The sequence below is a fragment of the Flavobacterium johnsoniae genome, from assembly GCF_001879205.1.
In the GTDB taxonomy this organism is placed as follows: domain Bacteria; phylum Bacteroidota; class Bacteroidia; order Flavobacteriales; family Flavobacteriaceae; genus Flavobacterium; species Flavobacterium johnsoniae_A.
Genome location: NZ_MLFK01000013.1, coordinates 197,910 through 215,337, shown reverse-complemented (window position 1 = coordinate 215,337; position 17,428 = coordinate 197,910). Strand labels below are relative to the sequence as shown.

Genomic DNA, 17,428 nt, shown 5'->3' with positions numbered 1-17,428 from the left:
ATTAAGTTTTAAAATCTGCATTATCTACTGAATCTGCGTAAAAATATCTAATTGATTACAATCTTTTTAATTATAGTTTTTAAACTATTTGTGATTTTAACCACATAAATGCCGCTCGAAAGATGATTTACTGAAATGACAGAATCTGTGGTGTTTTGTTTTTCGAAAACTTTTTGTCCTGTAAATGAAAGAATTTCTATTGAATAAGTGGAGTCAGGATGGTCTAAGATAATATTAAAAATACCATTTGATGGATTTGGAAAAACAACAATTTCATCTGAAAGTTCCACGATTTCTTCCTCGGTTGCCTGAACTTTTTTGCTAGCCAGATTGTTACAGGTATCTTGTGTATACGAGTCCCATTGAGCACTTAAATTGAAAGTGGTACTTGGAGAAGTGACGGTCGATTTTCTTCTTAAAGTCACATCGACAGCAAAATTGGCTGTTCCGCCATTAAAAGTTCCGATGATGTCAATTAAAACACCATTTTTAAATAAACCTACCGCGTCATTTCCGTTAAAAGTCAATTCAGTTGCGGTTGTTGAAATATTAGCAGAAGCTGGAGAAAAACAAGTTGAAGAAATCGAACTGTTTACAATTACAAATTTACTTCCGGTTGTTAATGTACCGCTCAAAGCTAGACCTGTACTCCATGAGCCGGCTCCGTTAGTTTGTTTTTTAATTGTGTAAGCAGCTAAGCTGACAGAGCTTCCGGTATTATTAGCGATTTCGAGTGCTTTATTATTCCCGGAACCTTCAATATATTCAGAAAAAAGTAAATCTGCTGCTGTTCCTGTTCCGCTGCTGTTGGTTGTAACCGAAATTATATTGCTTGATGCAGAAGTGTTTCCGGCTGCATCTTTTGCTTTTACATAAATAGAATAAGTTGTCGAAGCTGTTAAACCTGTTATAGTTGCTGTTGTGCCTGAAACAGTGGTTTTGTAAGCGCTGTCAGCATAAATATCATAACCTGTAACGGCAATATTATCTGTAGAGGCATTCCACGCAAGTGTAATTGAAGTCGATGTTTTTGAAGTCGAAGCCAAGCTCGCTGGGATGGTTGGTGCCTGAGTATCTCCAGATGGTGTGCCTCCCCAAATTTGATTTACATATTCCGGATGATCGATAAAAGGATTTCGATTATTCTGACGAGTATAAATCGCATTATTTCGTGCAATTTCTCTGGCGCTAACAGGATCCTGTGCGTGCCATGCCAAGAGAATATTTAAGAAAGTGGTTGTAAAAACTTTATTGCTGGAACCGTCAAACATTGCATAGGAATATCCCGCCACGGTATTTTCATAGCGCGTTGCAAAATAAAAATACATTCTGGCAATATCACCTTTAAAAGCATTGATTGGTTCAAAAACAGTTCCTGAATAGCCAGACACTGAACTAGATCCTAGTTTGCTTCCGTTTTGAGAAGTATATGTTACGGAACTTACTGTTCCGTGCGGGTAATTAGAACGTATTCCGTTTACTTTTCCGTCAGTTGGCGTAATAAAATGTGCATCGGCAACCATGGGCGACTGCTCGTTAAAAACCGATTGCGGAATAATATGCTCTCTATTGTAGCAATCTCCTTCAACAGAATAACTGCCGCATCTCTGCGTCGTTCCCGTTGTGTAATTGTACGGATCTGTTCCTGATGGATTTTCAGAATACATGTCTAGAATTGTGCCGTCGTTTTCGTAAAAATTGTCAACGTCAGAAGTTAAATAAGTTGTATATAAACCAGCATAACCATTATTAGTATGGTCTTTAATAATGTTGTGCAACTGGGTTTTTAAAGTATAACCCGTTCCCGTTGCGGTGTTGTAATAACCAGATGGAATTTGAGCAAAACCAATAGTAACCGAAAGCAATAAAAGTAAAAAGTAATTTTTTTTCATAAGTTATGGTTTAAGATTTGGCTGTAAAAACATATTTTAAAAATCTGATTTTTAGAATTTTAAAATGTGCGTTGTAGCAAATCTACTACTTTTATGGATGCGGTACGTTAAGCAATGTTTAATTCTGCATATATTTTCTTACGAGCTTTTTTTATTTCAGTGAAGCCGCGAAGATCTTGTGTTTTTTCTTTTAAAATTGAACTTCGCGACTTCGCTATTTTGCAAGCAAAATTCACAGAGCTTAAATTTTTCTTATATCACTTATATGGTTTAAAAATGCTACTTAGGAAAGTCTTTACTCTGATATGCACCCAAATCGGGCGGAGAAGTTCTTGTGATTCCTAATATATCCTTCGGAATTATATACGCCGGATTTCCTTTCGCGAAAGCGGCAGAAGTTTTATCGATATTCAATTGGTTTTTAGAAACATTATAATACTTCGGATTTTCATTTAGAATAATCTGATTGTAATGTTCTGTATCAGTTTTAAATTGATAATCGGGATTTGATGTAGTGCCGAATTTAAGAAGACAGTTATTTAGCTGATAAACAAAAGCAGTATTTAGATTTTTGTCTAAATTAAATTCGTTTGTGCTGGAGCCGTAAATAATACAATTGTTAAAAGTTGCTTGTGTCAGCGGATTTGTTTCGGGAGTTTTACCGGCTAATTTGTTACTTAAGTTAACGGCAAAATGCGAACTATTTGTCCAGTTATTATTAAAAGTACAATGTGCAAAATTGTAATTACCACCATAAACGCAAGATAAACTCGCGATACCAACATTGTTAATTACAATGTTTTCGCCTATAATATGAGTGTTTTGAGCTAAAATTCCGTATTCAAGACAATTGTAAATCTGAGTATTTTTAATTTCGACAGTATTATACGGGTTTTTAAAATCTAAACCAGTAACTGCATTTTTTAAAGTTAAATAATTAATAATATGATTGGCGCTTCCGCTAGCAAATAAAACTGATTTCCATTGTCCGGGAATGTTCGAATAAAGAGACTCTAAACGATCACCTTCAAAAACAACTTCATTTTCAAGTTTATCAGTTGCAGAAGTCGTTCCGTTAATTTGAAGTGAAGCTTTGTCGCCAACATACAAACCTGAATTGGCGTGAAAGTGAACTCTGGCTCCGGCTTCAAAAGTAACTGTTTTGTTTTCCGGAACTCCGGCATAACCATAAATAACGTATGGTTTTTGTTTGGTAAAAATCAATTCGTTTCCGTTTACCGGATCATTTTCGGCGAGGTAAAATCCGTCGACATCTTTTCCTTCAATTTGTATTTTTTCTTTTGTTCCGTCAGGATTTTGCGTTGGGAATAAAAAAACAGCGTCCTGAATAAGGGTTACCAAAGCCACTTCCTGAAGATTGGAACCGCTGTCAAACTGAATTTCATCTGTATATAAAAAATCAGTTGGATCAGCATCTGTAATATCTGCGGTTGTTTCTATAAAAATATACAAACTGTCTTTGGCCAAGAGCGTTACATTATTGAAAATTTTGCCATTATTGCCGCTCATTCCGTCAACGGTCATACGGTATTTTGAGTTTAGACCTTTTTTTAGCTGAACTACAGGAATCGAAATATCATTTTTACTCCGGTTATAAACTTTAAGCTGATAGGTGCTTGAACCAATGTTTTTAAAAACAGTATCCAAATACACAGTATCTTTTGAAAACTTTAAATTTCCGGTACTGGCAACAGTATCAAAATCAGTTCGGCAGGAACTAAAAGCTAGAATTATTCCGAAAATGAAGAGTATAAAGTATTGACGCATTTAAATAGTTTTTTTAGCCACAGGTTAAAAAGCTTTTTTTTCGTGGTGAATTTTACAAATTAAACTGAATTAAAATTCGCAGTGATATATTTTTAAATCGTTTTAATCTGTGGCAAAAAAAAACTTTCCAGCCAAAGATTAAAGTTCATTGTTTTTGTAAAAATAGCAAAAAACTGACAAGTTTATAAATGATTTTTAATTTTCGAATTTGTATCTCATCTTTTCTTTAATTTTACGATTTTAAAGTCCATCTTAATGAATTATACAAAAGAACAGATTTTAGCGCGATGCAATGAGTTTTCTAAAAACACTTTGATGGAAACGCTGAAAATAGAATATATCGACGCCGGAGAAGATTTTTTAACTGCAAAAATGCCTGTAAACCCAAGCGTTCACCAGCCAATGGGCTTATTACACGGCGGTGCTTCTGTAGCGTTGGCAGAAAGCGTAGGAAGTGCAGCTTCTTTCTTTTTTATCAATCCGAAAGAGCAGGAAGTACGTGGTATCGAAATCTCTGCAAATCATTTAAGAAGTATCCGCGAAGGTGTTGTTTTTGGTACAGCCAGAATTATTCACAAAGGCAGAAGTCTTCATTTGTGGGAAATTAAAATTACCGATGAAGCCGGAAACCTGATTTCGCTTTGCAAATTGACAAATATGGTTTTAGAGAAAAAGAAAACAGAATAAGGAATATGAATAATTTTTTCTCAAAAACAAAACAACATTACAATCAAAATTTACCTTTTGTAATTTATTCAAAACCCAATACATCGAACGTTTTCGGGCTTTTACAGCAAACTAATACACTGCACAAAATTTCGGATTACAGCGAAAAAGGATTTGTTTTTGCTTCTTTTGATGAAAAGCAGCTGATTTTGATTCCTGAAAATGAATCGGAAATTATTAGTGCCGAAAAACAAATTACTGTATTTGAATCGATAGAAATTGATGATTTAAATTTTGACACCGAGGCTAAAATTCAATATGAAAACTTAGTTTCGAAAGGAATTGAAGCCATTAAAAATGACGAATTCAAAAAAGTAGTTTTATCCAGAAATGAAAAAGTAAATTTAGCTGAGTTTGATTTTATTGAAACTTTTCAGCATTTGGTCCAATTGTATCCCACGACTTTTTGTTACTGCTTTTTTCATCCTCAAATTGGACTTTGGATGGGAGCAACACCGGAACAACTTTTAAAAGCAAATGGAAATGTTTTTGAAACCACCGCTCTGGCCGGAACGCAAAAGGCAAATTTAGAAACCGAAATTCGCTGGGAGCAAAAGGAAAAAGACGAACAGCAATACGTGACTGATTTTATTGTAAAGCGTTTGCGCGAAGTTGCCAATTCGGTTGTCGTTACGGAACCTTACAGTTTAAAAGCGGGATCGATCTGGCATATTAAAACGGATATTTCGGGAGTTTTGAATGAGAATTCGACTCTTGAGGAAGTAATCGATACGCTTCATCCAACACCGGCGGTTTGCGGTCTGCCAAAGAAAAAAGCAAAAGCATTTATTATAGAAAACGAGAATTACGACCGTACTTTTTACACGGGGTTTCTGGGCGAATTAAACAGCAGTTTTGCTAATGAATCTATAAGTTCTGATTTATTTGTAAATTTACGAAGCATGCAGATTCAGAATAAACAAGCGATTTTGTATATGGGTTGCGGTATTACAAAAGAAAGCATTCCGGAAAAAGAATGGGAGGAAAGCGTCAACAAATCAATGACGATGAAAAGAGTTTTGAGAAAATAGATTGAAAATAAGTTTACAGTCGCAGTCACAGTTTTCAGTTTAGTGAGACTGGATACTGGGACTGTAAACTGCAACTAAAATATAAATAATGAAATTAGACATATTAGCCTTTGGTGCACATCCGGATGATGTAGAATTGGGTTGTGCCGGAACAATTTTAAAAGAAGTTTCACTTGGAAAAAAAGTGGGCATTGTAGATTTAACCCGCGGTGAATTAGGAACGCGCGGCACTGCTGAAACCAGAGATGAAGAAGCAAAAGCAGCTGCAAAGATTCTAGGAGTTTTGGTTCGTGAAAATTTGGGTCTTCGTGATGGATTTTTTGTAAATGATGAAAAGCATCAGCTGGAAGTTATCAAAATGATCAGAAAGTATAAACCTGAAATTGTATTGTGTAATGCAGTTGACGACCGTCATATCGATCACGGAAAAGGAAGTAAATTGGTTTCAGATGCCTGTTTTCTATCAGGGTTGATGAAAATTGAAACTTTGATTGATGGAGAGAAACAAGAAGCATGGAGACCAAAAGTGGTGTATCATTATATTCAGTGGAAAAACCTGCAGCCAGATTTTGTAGTAGACATTACGGGGTTTGAAGAAAAGAAAATTGAAGCTGTTATGGCGTATAAAACCCAGTTTTATGATCCGAATTCAAAAGAACCTGCCACGCCAATTACAAGTAAGAATTTTATGGAAAGCTTAAATTATCGTGCGCAGGACTTAGGAAGGTTAGTTGGTAAAGATTTTGCCGAAGGTTTTACTGTTGAAAGATGTTTGGCAGTCAATAGCTTAGAAGATTTGATGTAATTTTCATGAAAATTTTTCATTTTTTTCTTTGTAGAACTGAACCTTTGTTCTATATTTGCACTCGCTAAGCAAAAATGGTGGTTGTAGCTCAGCTGGTTAGAGTAGCGGTTTGTGGTGCCGCGGGTCGCCGGTTCGAACCCGGTCAGCCACCCAGAAATTTAAAGCCTTGAAGAAATTCAAGGCTTTTTTTGTGCGCTTGATTTTTTTTAAACCATATAAGTTGTATAAGTGATTTATTAAGCGGGGATAAACTGAAAAGTTTAAGAAAGATTTTTTTTTTTTTTGAATATATTCCAATCAGTGATTAATATCACGGGTTATGTCTTTAATCTTAATTGATTCTGCGTTTTAATGTTGCTGCTAATCTAAAATGAACTTATATAACTTATATGGTTCAGAAAGAAAACAAAAAAAAAGCACGATCGTTAAATCGTGCTTTTTGGCGGTTATTATATTTGGTTTATGTATTATCAAATTTCTTCGAAAGTGGTTCCTTGTTTAATGTCTCCGGTTTTAAAACCTTTTTTAAACCAGTACATTCTTTGTTCCGATGTTCCGTGCGTAAAGGAGTCGGGAATAATTTGTCCGCTCATTTTGCTTTGAATTGCGTCATCACCAACGGCATTGGCTGCGCTTAAAGCTTCTTCGATATCACCTGTATCTAGGTTCTCCTGATTATAATGTGCCCATACTCCGGCATAAAAATCAGCCTGAAGTTCTAAGGCTACAGAAAGTTTGTTGGCGTCGGCCTGACTTTTTCCCTGTTGTTCCTGATGCATTTTTGCAGATGTTCCTAAAAGTGTCTGAATATGATGACCGACTTCGTGTGCTATCACGTAAGCAATTGCAAAATCGCCGCCTTTGGCACCAAATTTTGTTTTTAGTTCTTCAAAGAATCCCAAATCCATGTATACCTTTTGATCTGCGGGACAGTAAAACGGTCCGGATGCAGATGAGGCACCTCCGCAGGAAGTTTGAACAGAACCTCTAAAAAGTACCAATTTTGGATTCTTATATGTCATTCCGTGCTCTGCAAATATTTTTCCCCAAATGTCTTCGTTATCTGCTAAAACAACTTTTACAAACTGACCCATTTCTTCATCTTCCTTGCTCAACGGAGCAGCAGCTTCTGTCTGTGTTTGCCCGCCCTGCATTTGTTCTAAAACAGGAGTGATAAGCTGGGCATTTTCACCGCCAAAAACATTTACCAGTAAAATTATAATACCAATAATACCGCCTCCAACGGCAACTTTTCCGCCAGATATCGATCTACGGTCTTCAACGTTATCACTTTGTCTTCTGCCTTGCCACTTCATAGTATCTTGTATTTAAGCTTTTTGTGTTTTTTCTTGTACGAATTTATATAATTTTTGGGAATTAGTTATTATTTGGCAGCATTTAGTTTTAATTATTTTAACCATTTTGCCAAAGTTTGCTCTACAGTACCTTTCATAATTGGTTTGGAAATATAATCGTCCATTCCGGCTGAAATGCATTTGTTTCTTTCTTCTTTTTCGGCTCCGGCTGTTACTGCAATTATGGGGATGTTTTTGCCAAGAATAGTGTTTCTAATGGCTTTAGTAGTTTCGTAGCCGTTCATAATTGGCATTTGAATATCCATAAAAACAAGCGTTGGATTGATGCTCTCAAATTGTTTTACAGCTTCATAACCATTTTCGCATTCATAAATAAAGGCATTATGATATAGATTTTTAACAATGGTTTTTAAAAGAAGCATATTGACTTTATTGTCTTCAACAATTAAAAATCGTATGCTTTTACTATTGGGCTCATTGATTTTATCACTTGATTGTAATTCAATGGCTTTGAGTTCATTGTTGTATTTTTCATTAATGCTTTGATTGCTGGTTTTGAGATTCAGGTCAAAGAAGAAATTACTTCCTTCTCCAATTTTACTTTCCAGCTGCAGTCCGCTTTCCATTAAAGCTAAAAGCTGATTGGAGATTGTTAACCCTAATCCGGTTCCGCCAAATTTTCTGGTTGTAGAACTATCAGCCTGTGAAAAAGCTTTAAAAATCTTCTTCTGATTTTTTTCCATAATTCCAATTCCGGTATCGATTACAGAAAATCGTATCGTAGAAAAGTTGTTTTTTGTTTTGGATAAAACAGAGACATTCAGTTTTATGGAACCTTCATTTGTGAATTTTACCGCATTAGAAAGCAGGTTTATCAAAATTTGTTTTATTCTCACAATATCTGTCCAGATGTATTTAGGAACATTTTGATCGACATTGAGTTCTAACTGCAGGTTTTTTTGATTGGACTCAAAAACAATTAAATCGAAAACCTGTCCCAGTACTTTTTTAATGTCGTACAAATCGATAAAAAGTTCCAGTTTTCCGGCTTCAATTTTAGAAAAATCCAAAATATCATTGATAATCTCTAACAGTGAATGTGCCGACTGATTAATCGTGGTCATGTATTTTTCCTGAATTTCTTCGAGTTCAGTTTTCATCAATAAATGCGTAAAACCAATAATTCCATTCAGAGGTGTTCTAATTTCGTGCGACATATTGGCCAGAAAATCAGATTTTGATTTATTTGCCGCTTCGGCAAGTTGTTTGGCTTTAATCGCATCTTCGGTTTCTTTTTTGTTGGTGATGTCAAAATAAATACCGCCCACAAATTCAATTTCATCTCCTTTTTTAATAACATCTCCAAATTCTTCTACCCAGATATATTCTCCGGTTTTTCTTTTAATTCGATACACATTATGCAAAGGCATTCCGTTTTGAAGATTATCAATTTGATTATTAATAACTTCATCGCGATCGTCATGATGAATGAGCGACAAAAAGGACAGATTGTTTTCGATGAATTCGGCTTTTGAATAACCGGTTAGATTCTGAATCTCATCATTTAAGAAAATCTTGGTAGAAAAAGCATCGAATTTTGATAAATAAACGGTTCCGGGAATATTGTTGGCGATTAATTTGAATTTTTCCTCGCTCTCAATAATTTTATTTTCATTTCGGTTTCTTTCTAAAGCCGATGAAATATTATTGGCCAAAACCTGAAAGATATAAATTTCTTCTTCAGACCATTTTCTTTCCTCCGTACAATCATCAAAACCAATGAATCCGGTAAAAATATCGTTGATATAAAGTGGAAGAACCAGAATTGATTTAATTTCATTTTTAAGAAGTAATTGTTTAAAAAAAGAGTCCTGAAGTTTTCTGGTATAAGTGTTTACGATTCGTTTGTTTTTTGCAGCTTCAAAAATTTCTTTAAGATTATCTTCGGTCATATGGCGAAGCGGTGTTATTTGATGCGTTACACCTTGTCTCGACCATTTGTATTTTTGAGTAACCGTATTGGTAGAAAAATCTCTTTCGTAATAAAACATATGATCGGCTTTTGATGCCTTTCCAATTAAATCATAAGTTTCCTTAAACATTTGTTCAGTAGATTTGCTCAGTAAAAATTTCTCTGTACAAAGAGAAAGTGCTGATAAAAGCTGACTTTTAAATTCTAATCTTCGTTCTGTTTCCAGACGCATCTGCATCGAAATGGCGAGAGAAATTACGTCTGAAATTGTTCTGGCATAATTGATATCTTCATTATCCCATTCTCTTTGCTCTTCTGTGCTTTCAAAACAAACTACACCAGCCAGTTGTCCGCTGAGAAAAATCGGAACATCAAGCATGGATTTAATATGATTTTTTGTGAAATAAAGCTTCTGAAATTCGGATGTTTCTAATTTATTAAAAACATCAGGGGCATTTATGATGGCTTTATTTTTTAAGGTTTCAAAATATATAGGATATGATTCTTTATCTAAGATATTTTTATCATTCAGGTTTTGATTATCAAAGCTGTAAAGGTTTTTGCATGTAATTAAATCCTTGTAATATTTCCAAAAGCTTACTCGGTTTGACTGGCTTACCGTTGAAGCTTCTTTGATGATATAATCGATAACAGTGTTTAAATTGTCATAAGTGCTAAAATCGGTAGTGGATAATTTTTTGGTCGAATTGTTATAGGCTTCAATCTTTTCGAGACGCCTCTTTTTCTCGTTTTCGGCATTTTTAATTTCGGTAATATCTCTTGCAATACCGGCAAATCCAATAGTTTGTCCTAAATCATTTTTGCGAATGATGATTTTTTGGGATATCCATAATTCCTGCCCGTTTTTCTTTAAAATAGGAAGTTCTATTATAGGAAATTTGTTTCCGTTGTTTTCAAAATTTTCATAAAAATCAACCGCGCTCATGGAGTAATTTTCATGGATGAAATTAGAATAGTGTTTTTCGATTATTTCATCTTCTGAATAGCCTAAAAGAGAATATGCAAATTCATTTATAAAGGTAAAATGCCCCTCGGCATCAACTTCAAAAATAATATCGGTTGCAGTTTGAATTAAGTTTTTATACTGATCCTGAACCAAAATCTGCTCTGTAACATCCTGGCCAATGCTGATAATTAAATCATCAGAGAATTTTTTGTCTTTCCACTGAATGTATTTGTATTCTCCGTTTTTGCCTTTTAATTTTCGTGTATATACTTTGTTTTCGTGGTGATGTATAGGATGAATGTTGGCTGTGTATTTTTCCCCTTTCGTAAGTTTCCAGAAATTAAAACCCATAACTTCCTCTGGCTGATAACCCAAAATAGAGTATATGGTTTCGCTGCAAAACAAAACTTCTCCTCTTTGATCTGTTGCTATTGTTAAGGAATTTCCTTTGTGTACGATTTCATTTGTAAATCTAAAGTTGTCACGATTGTTTAATAAAACGGCATATTTAACCTGATTGATGATGAAGATTAAAATGCAGAAATTGATTAACAGTATGGATGTTTTTAGCGGAATTAAATGAAATGTAACCGTTAAAATCAAAAATAAAAATACAATTGCGACAAACAGCCAGTATACTTTTATTGGTTTTAGAATATTATATGAAAAGAAAAAAGAGATTAGGAAGACAATTATCGGAACAACATCATTAGTGAGTGTTAAGATATTGTAACCTACATAACTGATGTAGATAAAAAAACTATAGATAAAAATGCGTTGAATTCGATCGCGGAGCCATTTTATTTTATCTGTTATGACATAAATTAAAAGCACCGAAAAACCAATCGAAACGTTTATTATCAGTAAACTTTTGGGCCTTATTTTAAAAATTTCATTTATAATTTCGATTACAATAACTGCAATACCAAAGAATAAAATGTAAAGCTGATATTCTCTTTCGACAGTTTCTGCTTCTTTCTTTTTCTCGATAAAATTTCCAATTTTTGCTTTAATTCTAAAAAACTGGTAAACGAGTAAACACAAAAAGCCCAGGAGCGATAAGCCAAGGATAATAAGTTTGGGATTGTTGTAAAATATGATATCAGAATTGAAAACGTACCAGTTTGTCATAATTGATTTCAGGGTATTGCCAAAGCCGGCAATTCCTGAAACCAATAATTTGAAAAAACTACAGTTTTCTACCATAGATTTTGGGGTATGTTTGGTTTAGTAAATAGTATTTTTGAAAATCTTGGAAAAGAGTAGGTTAGGCTCTTTTTTTTGTTCCATATTTTTCAGTTTTATTCTAAATCCGATTTTCCAATTGAATCAATTGAATCTGGCTGTTCTTCTTCGTTAAAAATAGAAAAATATGTTGCGTATGTAACTGATGTATTAAAAACGGCTGTAAAAAGGATTCCGATACAACAACCGAAAATACCTATTGCGGAACCAATAAATCCAACTATAAATAAGAAAAATATAGTTGCCGGGTTTTTGGTTACAAGAACGAAGCTTGATTTTATGGCATCTATCGCATTTAAGTTTCCGAAAATTATTAAAGGAATTGCAAAAAAGGTAAAATAATTAATGAAAAATGAAAACGCAGTTCCTACGAATTCAATTCCCAGACTATCAATAAAATAAGCAATACCGGTGCTGACAATTCCTAAAATAAACGCAACTGAAAATAATTGAAGAAAATAAGGCGCTTTGTAATAAGTAAAAATGGTCGAAACATTAAACTCTTCGTCTTTATCTGCGCAATCGGCCATTTTTAAGAATCCTGCTCCTAATGGGGCAAATAATGCCGTGACTGCCGAAAGAGAAACAGTAGAAATAACCTGCTGAATGTAAGTTAATTTTTGATTTTGAAACTCTTCAAGGAAATTTTCAGTTAAGCTTTGTACTCCGTAAAAGGCAACTGCCAATCCCATAACTACGATTACAACCACAACAGAAAAGACTAAAATTATAAGTCCTGAGTAAAGTGCAATTTTTTTATAGTTTTCAAAAGCGTAATTAAAAACAGTAGAAAAGTCTATTGAATAGCCATCTTTTTTGATGTCTTCAATCTGGTCAAGTGTCGATTTCATTTTAAAGGTAAAGTTGTTATATATTTTACGTTTTACGATAGTGATTGTTTGACGTAAATATAATATTTTTAATCAATTCCGTATAAAAATCTACAAAACATTACGAAATTGTTTTCGGTATTTAAATCCAGTCCAGAATCTTTTTAATTGAAGCTAATTTGTCTTTGTAAGGTGCATATCGCATAGGTAAATCGAGCCAGTTGGCTTTTTTAACTATCGATTTATGATGAGAAAAAGTATCAAAACTCATTTGCCCATGGTAAGCGCCGATACCGCTGTGTCCAACACCGCCAAAAGGCAGTCTTTTGTTAGAAAAATGAACAACAGTGTCGTTAACAGCACCTCCTCCAAAAGAGTAATTTGCAATTAGTTTTTTTGCAAATGATTTATTTTCGCTGAAGATATAAAAAGCTAAAGGTTTTTCGTACTTGCTGATTATGTTATGAATATCAGCTTGGGTTTCGTATGTTAGAATAGGTAAAATGGGTCCAAAAATTTCTTCCTTCATTACCGGACTGTCTAAACTCGGTTCTTCAATTAATGTAGGTGAAATATAAAGTTTATCAGCGTTGGTTTCTCCGCCAAAAATAACTTTTTCTCGCTCAATCATCTGATCTAAACGAACCCAGTTTTTAGTATTAATTATGCGGGCAAAATCTGGCGATTTATCCATTTTTTTGCCATACGCGTTTACAATTTCTTCCATTAAAAAAGAAATGAAATTAACTTTCATGTTTTTCTGGATCAAAATATAATCCGGGGCAATACAGGTTTGTCCGGCATTAATAAATTTTCCCCATACAATTCGTTTTGCAGCTAGTTTTAGATTAGCGGTTTCGTCAACAACACAAGGATTTTTACCGCCCAATTCGAGTGTTACGGGCGTTAAGTTTTCGGCTGCTGCTTTGGCCACAATTTTTCCAACGGCAACACTTCCTGTAAAGAAAATATAATCCCAGCGTTCTGCTAATAATTTATTCGAAACTTCAGCACCGCCTTCAAAAACCTCGACATGGCTGATGTGAAATGTTTTTTCGATAATTTTAGCAATGATAGAAGAGGTGTGTGGTGTCAGTTCTGAGGGTTTAAGAACTACTCTGTTTCCGGCGGCAACGGCGGCAATAAGCGGGCACAAAGCCAATTGAAAGGGGTAATTCCAGGGAGCGATGATCAAGACATTCCCGTATGGCTCTTTATAAATATAATCTGTAGATGGAAAATTTAGCAGAGATGGTAAAACGCGTTTTGGTTTTGTCCAGGAATTAATGTTTTTAATGGTATCTTTTAATTCCGAAATAACATAATTTGTCTCGGTTAAAACAGCTTCAAATTCTGGTTTTTTAAAATCATCGTATAAAGCTTTTACAATCAAATCTTCGCTTTTTTGAATGTTATATAATAACTTTTTCAGCGTTTCTTTTCTGTATCCGATGTCGTTTTTATAGTCCATTTTATGATTAGCTTGATTTTTAGTATATGCAAGTTAATCGATAAAATTTAAAAAATTAACAATTTAATCATAAAATCATATGGCATTCCAAATGGTTTCGTCAGGCGTTGGCGCTATGATTGTAATGTCTTCTTTTGAGACAGGGTGAACAAAAACCAGTTTTCTGGCATGAAGATGAATACCGCCGTCAGGATTGCTTCGGTCAAAACCATATTTAAGATCGCCCTTTATGGGAGAACCAATTGCAGACAATTGCGCACGAATTTGATGATGACGGCCTGTATGCAGATTAATTTCCAGAGCTGTATAATTTTGCAATTCCTTGATTATTTTATAATCCAGACTGGCTAATTTACTATCAGGAACTTCTTTTAGATGTGCTTTTGAAGTATTATTTTTTTCGTTTCTTTTTAGATAATGCACTAGTTTGGCAGCAGCTTCGGCAGGTTTGTTTTTTACAACCGCCCAATAGGTTTTTTTAGTTTCACGATTACTGAATAATTCGTTCATTCGTGATAAAGCTTTACTCGTTCTGGCAAAAACAACAATTCCGGTTGTAGGACGATCTAAACGATGAATCACGCCCAGAAAAACATCACCTGGTTTATTGTATTTGTCTTTAATGTATTCTTTTACAACATCAGATAAAGGTTTATCTCCCGTTTTATCACCCTGCACAATATCACCAACACGTTTGTTAACCACAATAATATGGTTGTCTTCGTGTAGAATTTGGAGATTGTTTTTATCTGAAACGATTTTCATATTAGACTTTCTTAGATTTTTAGACTGGCTTAGACTTCTTAGATTTTGGATTTTATTTATAATAAAGTTGCTCGAAATCTGGATGTCATTTTAGTGATTTCTTCTAGCATATTGATTAATTCCTTTGTGTTTTCTTCATTTATAAATCCTAAGTCAGATGAAATTAAAAGTTGTGTTTCAACTTCATAAGCAGATCCAATGGCGATTTCTAAAAATCGAGCAAAATCTTTATTTGAATTTCTTGACGAACCTTCTGCAATATTTGATGGAATTGATACTGCTGCTCTTCTTAACTGATTGGTTATTCCAAACTTTTCTTCATTAGGAAATACAGATGTTATCGAATATACTTTAGAACAAAATAATCTGCTTTTTTTCCAAATTAAAAGCTCTTTAAATTGATGCATTTTTTATATATTATTTACGGTTTTAGATTTTTAGACACTTTAAATATGAGACTTCTTAGTTTAAATAATTTAAGAAAAAAAACTAAGAAGTCTAAGTCAGTCTAAAAATCTAAGAAAGTCTAAACTTAATATTGTTCCCCTGCATTAGGGAAATCACTAGACTTCACGTCGGCAGCATACTGGCCGATTGCTTTGGTCATTTCTTCGTATAAGTTTAGATAACGGCGCAGGAAACGCGGACTAAATTCATTGTTCATACCTAACATATCGTGAATAACCAAAACTTGTCCGTCAACACCGCCTCCGGCACCAATCCCGATAACAGGAATCGAAATACTTTTAGCTACTTTTTCGGCTAAATCGGCAGGAATTTTTTCAAGAACAATTCCAAAACATCCTATTTTTTCCAGCATTTTAGCATCTTCAATTAATTTTTCTGCTTCTTGTTCTTCTTTTGCGCGAACACTGTAAGTTCCAAATTTATAGATAGACTGAGGAGTTAAACCCAAATGTCCCATAACCGGGATTCCTGCGTTTAATATTTTTTTGATCGATTCTTTAATTTCTTTTCCACCTTCTAATTTTACAGCGTGTCCGCCGCTTTCTTTCATAATTCTGATGGCAGAACGCAAAGCTTCTTTAGGATCAGACTGATAGCTTCCAAAAGGCAAATCGACTACGACTAAACCTCTTTCTACAGCGCGGACTACAGATGAAGCGTGATATATCATTTGATCTAAAGTAATTGGCAGTGTCGTTTCGTGACCCGCCATAACATTTGATGCCGAATCTCCCACTAAAATCACATCGACTCCTGCGGTATCAACAATTTTAGCCATTGTATAATCATATGCGGTAAGCATGGAGATTTTTTCTCCGTTGCTTTTCATTTCAATTAATGACTTTGTTGTGATTCTTTTATAATCTTTTTTTGCTACTGACATTTTAATTTTTTTTGATAATGTAAAAGTATTGAATAATTGTAAAAGGGGAATCAGCAATAAAAGAATATTTCGACAGAAAAAAGCTTTCCGTCTTTAAATACAATTCTGAATTGACTGTCTTCCATTATGATAGAATAATTATGCGGCGTTTTTAAAGAGGCTTCGATGTAAGTCCCGTATTTTTCAATGAAAGCTTTTTCGGACACCGAATTATCTAATACTGCGTTTGAATTTATAATGAGTTTATTGTTTTCGTTGATAAAAACCTTAACAATTTCTGCCTGATTTTTCTTTTCATCTACAGAAACTTCTAAATCCGGGTAGTAATAGAATAAGTCACTTAAGTAAATGCCGCATTCATCGCCAACATTGGCTTTTTTAGTTGGTTTTCCAAAAAGTTTAACTAAATCAGTCTGAGAAAAGTATAATGATTTTGTTTTGGTTCCTTTTAAACTGAATTCGGTTTTTTTAACAAAAGCAGTAATTTGTTCTGGCAGTTTGTGTTTTTCTAAACCTTTGGCCAGAGCCATATTCAGTTCTGTTTCAGCAATTAATTTGGGATCATTTATTTGCTTAACCACTTCATAATATCTTTGGTAAGCAGGTACTAATTTTGAATAATCGCTGTTCCAGGCTAATTCTACAATTCTTTCGCTGATTGTTTTGCGATCAGCAACGGCATTTATGTCCAGTTTATCAAAATCCTTCAGCAGTTTATCAAAATTGGGTCTTAGGCCAATGAACTTTCGTAAAGAATATTGTGCATATTCTTCATCAAAATTCCCGTTTAAGTTTACCCAATCCTCTTGGTTTACAGGAACATAATCTACAGCAACCGGATCTCCGGTAAACAAAATTTCTTTTATTTTCGAGTTTTTATCCGGCAATGCCCTTGCTTTTAAACCTGCAGCCAGAACAAATAAATGATTGCCTCCATAATAGGCATCTCCGCCATCTAAAATAGGATTTTCCGGATCGTTGATTTTGACATCTTTTGCATTTAAACTCTTTGCAACGTACTTTTCCTGCACATAGCCTTCGTTAAAATTATCAGCCTGAACTTTGTACCATCCATTTTGGCTTTCGGATAATAAACGGACTTCAGCACCATACTTAAAATAGCCCCAAAAATCACTAGAAGCACTAGCTGATTTGTAAAGACGTGTATCTGAATTTAGAAAATAACGTTGTTGGGAATGAAGTAAAATTGAGCAAAGTAACGCAATTACAAAGTAGAATTTTTTCATGAAGTAGTTTTTGAAAAGCATT

The 17,428-nt window shown here is 34.2% G+C and carries 13 protein-coding genes and 1 tRNA gene; 4 read left to right on the top strand and 10 right to left on the bottom strand.

Annotated features, from left to right (window positions below):
• Nucleotides 1-47: 47 nt before the first annotated feature.
• Nucleotides 48-1,892, bottom strand: coding sequence for an endonuclease (locus BKM63_RS22960; RefSeq protein WP_071638902.1), 1,845 nt, complete (start codon nucleotides 1,890-1,892; stop codon nucleotides 48-50).
• Between the two features lie 279 nt (nucleotides 1,893-2,171).
• Nucleotides 2,172-3,680: a hypothetical protein gene (locus BKM63_RS22955; RefSeq protein ID WP_071638901.1), complete on the bottom strand. Its 1,509-nt coding sequence runs from the start codon at nucleotides 3,678-3,680 to the stop codon at nucleotides 2,172-2,174.
• Between the two features lie 255 nt (nucleotides 3,681-3,935).
• On the opposite strand from BKM63_RS22955, the gene BKM63_RS22950 reads away from it, so the two are divergent.
• The 4 genes from BKM63_RS22950 to BKM63_RS22935 all read left to right on the top strand — a co-directional run bounded on the left by BKM63_RS22950 (nucleotide 3,936) and on the right by BKM63_RS22935 (nucleotide 6,393).
• Complete coding sequence (locus BKM63_RS22950; protein ID WP_071638900.1) at nucleotides 3,936-4,367, top strand: PaaI family thioesterase; 432 nt, start codon at nucleotides 3,936-3,938, stop codon at nucleotides 4,365-4,367.
• 5 nt (nucleotides 4,368-4,372) lie between these two features.
• Complete coding sequence (locus BKM63_RS22945; protein ID WP_071638899.1) at nucleotides 4,373-5,437, top strand: chorismate-binding protein; 1,065 nt, start codon at nucleotides 4,373-4,375, stop codon at nucleotides 5,435-5,437.
• A gap of 88 nt (nucleotides 5,438-5,525) precedes the next feature.
• The gene (gene bshB1 / locus BKM63_RS22940; RefSeq protein WP_071638898.1) at nucleotides 5,526-6,242 is read left to right on the top strand and encodes a bacillithiol biosynthesis deacetylase BshB1; all 717 of its coding nucleotides are present in this window, start codon (nucleotides 5,526-5,528) and stop codon (nucleotides 6,240-6,242) included.
• Nucleotides 6,243-6,319: 77 nt separating this feature from the next.
• Nucleotides 6,320-6,393 (top strand) — tRNA-His (locus BKM63_RS22935).
• Nucleotides 6,394-6,712: 319 nt separating this feature from the next.
• On the opposite strand, the gene ypfJ is transcribed toward BKM63_RS22935, so the two are convergent.
• The 8 genes from ypfJ to BKM63_RS22895 form a co-directional block, all read right to left on the bottom strand.
• Nucleotides 6,713-7,558, bottom strand: coding sequence for a KPN_02809 family neutral zinc metallopeptidase (gene ypfJ / locus BKM63_RS22930; RefSeq protein WP_071638897.1), 846 nt, complete (start codon nucleotides 7,556-7,558; stop codon nucleotides 6,713-6,715).
• Nucleotides 7,559-7,650: 92 nt separating this feature from the next.
• Entirely contained in the window at nucleotides 7,651-11,703 is a 4,053-nt protein-coding gene (locus tag BKM63_RS22925) for a PAS domain S-box protein (RefSeq protein ID WP_071638896.1), read from the bottom strand.
• Nucleotides 11,704-11,798: 95 nt separating this feature from the next.
• Nucleotides 11,799-12,593 (bottom strand): hypothetical protein, encoded by a 795-nt coding sequence (locus BKM63_RS22920; RefSeq protein ID WP_071638895.1) that lies wholly within the window; start codon nucleotides 12,591-12,593, stop codon nucleotides 11,799-11,801.
• A gap of 121 nt (nucleotides 12,594-12,714) precedes the next feature.
• On the bottom strand, nucleotides 12,715-14,043 hold the full coding sequence (locus BKM63_RS22915) for an aldehyde dehydrogenase (protein ID WP_071638894.1): 1,329 nt from the start codon (nucleotides 14,041-14,043) through the stop codon (nucleotides 12,715-12,717).
• A gap of 75 nt (nucleotides 14,044-14,118) precedes the next feature.
• Nucleotides 14,119-14,808: an RluA family pseudouridine synthase gene (locus tag BKM63_RS22910; RefSeq protein ID WP_071638893.1), complete on the bottom strand. Its 690-nt coding sequence runs from the start codon at nucleotides 14,806-14,808 to the stop codon at nucleotides 14,119-14,121.
• A gap of 56 nt (nucleotides 14,809-14,864) precedes the next feature.
• Nucleotides 14,865-15,215, bottom strand: a complete 351-nt coding sequence (locus BKM63_RS22905; RefSeq protein ID WP_071638892.1) for a four helix bundle protein — start codon at nucleotides 15,213-15,215, stop codon at nucleotides 14,865-14,867.
• Nucleotides 15,216-15,340: 125 nt separating this feature from the next.
• Nucleotides 15,341-16,159 carry a 3-methyl-2-oxobutanoate hydroxymethyltransferase gene (gene panB, locus BKM63_RS22900; RefSeq protein ID WP_071638891.1) on the bottom strand — a complete coding sequence of 273 codons (819 nt, stop codon included), beginning with the start codon at nucleotides 16,157-16,159 and terminating at the stop codon, nucleotides 15,341-15,343.
• A 50-nt stretch (nucleotides 16,160-16,209) separates the two neighbouring features.
• Nucleotides 16,210-17,406 carry an SH3 domain-containing protein gene (locus BKM63_RS22895; RefSeq protein ID WP_071638890.1) on the bottom strand — a complete coding sequence of 399 codons (1,197 nt, stop codon included), beginning with the start codon at nucleotides 17,404-17,406 and terminating at the stop codon, nucleotides 16,210-16,212.
• Between the last annotated feature and the right edge of the window lie 22 nt (nucleotides 17,407-17,428).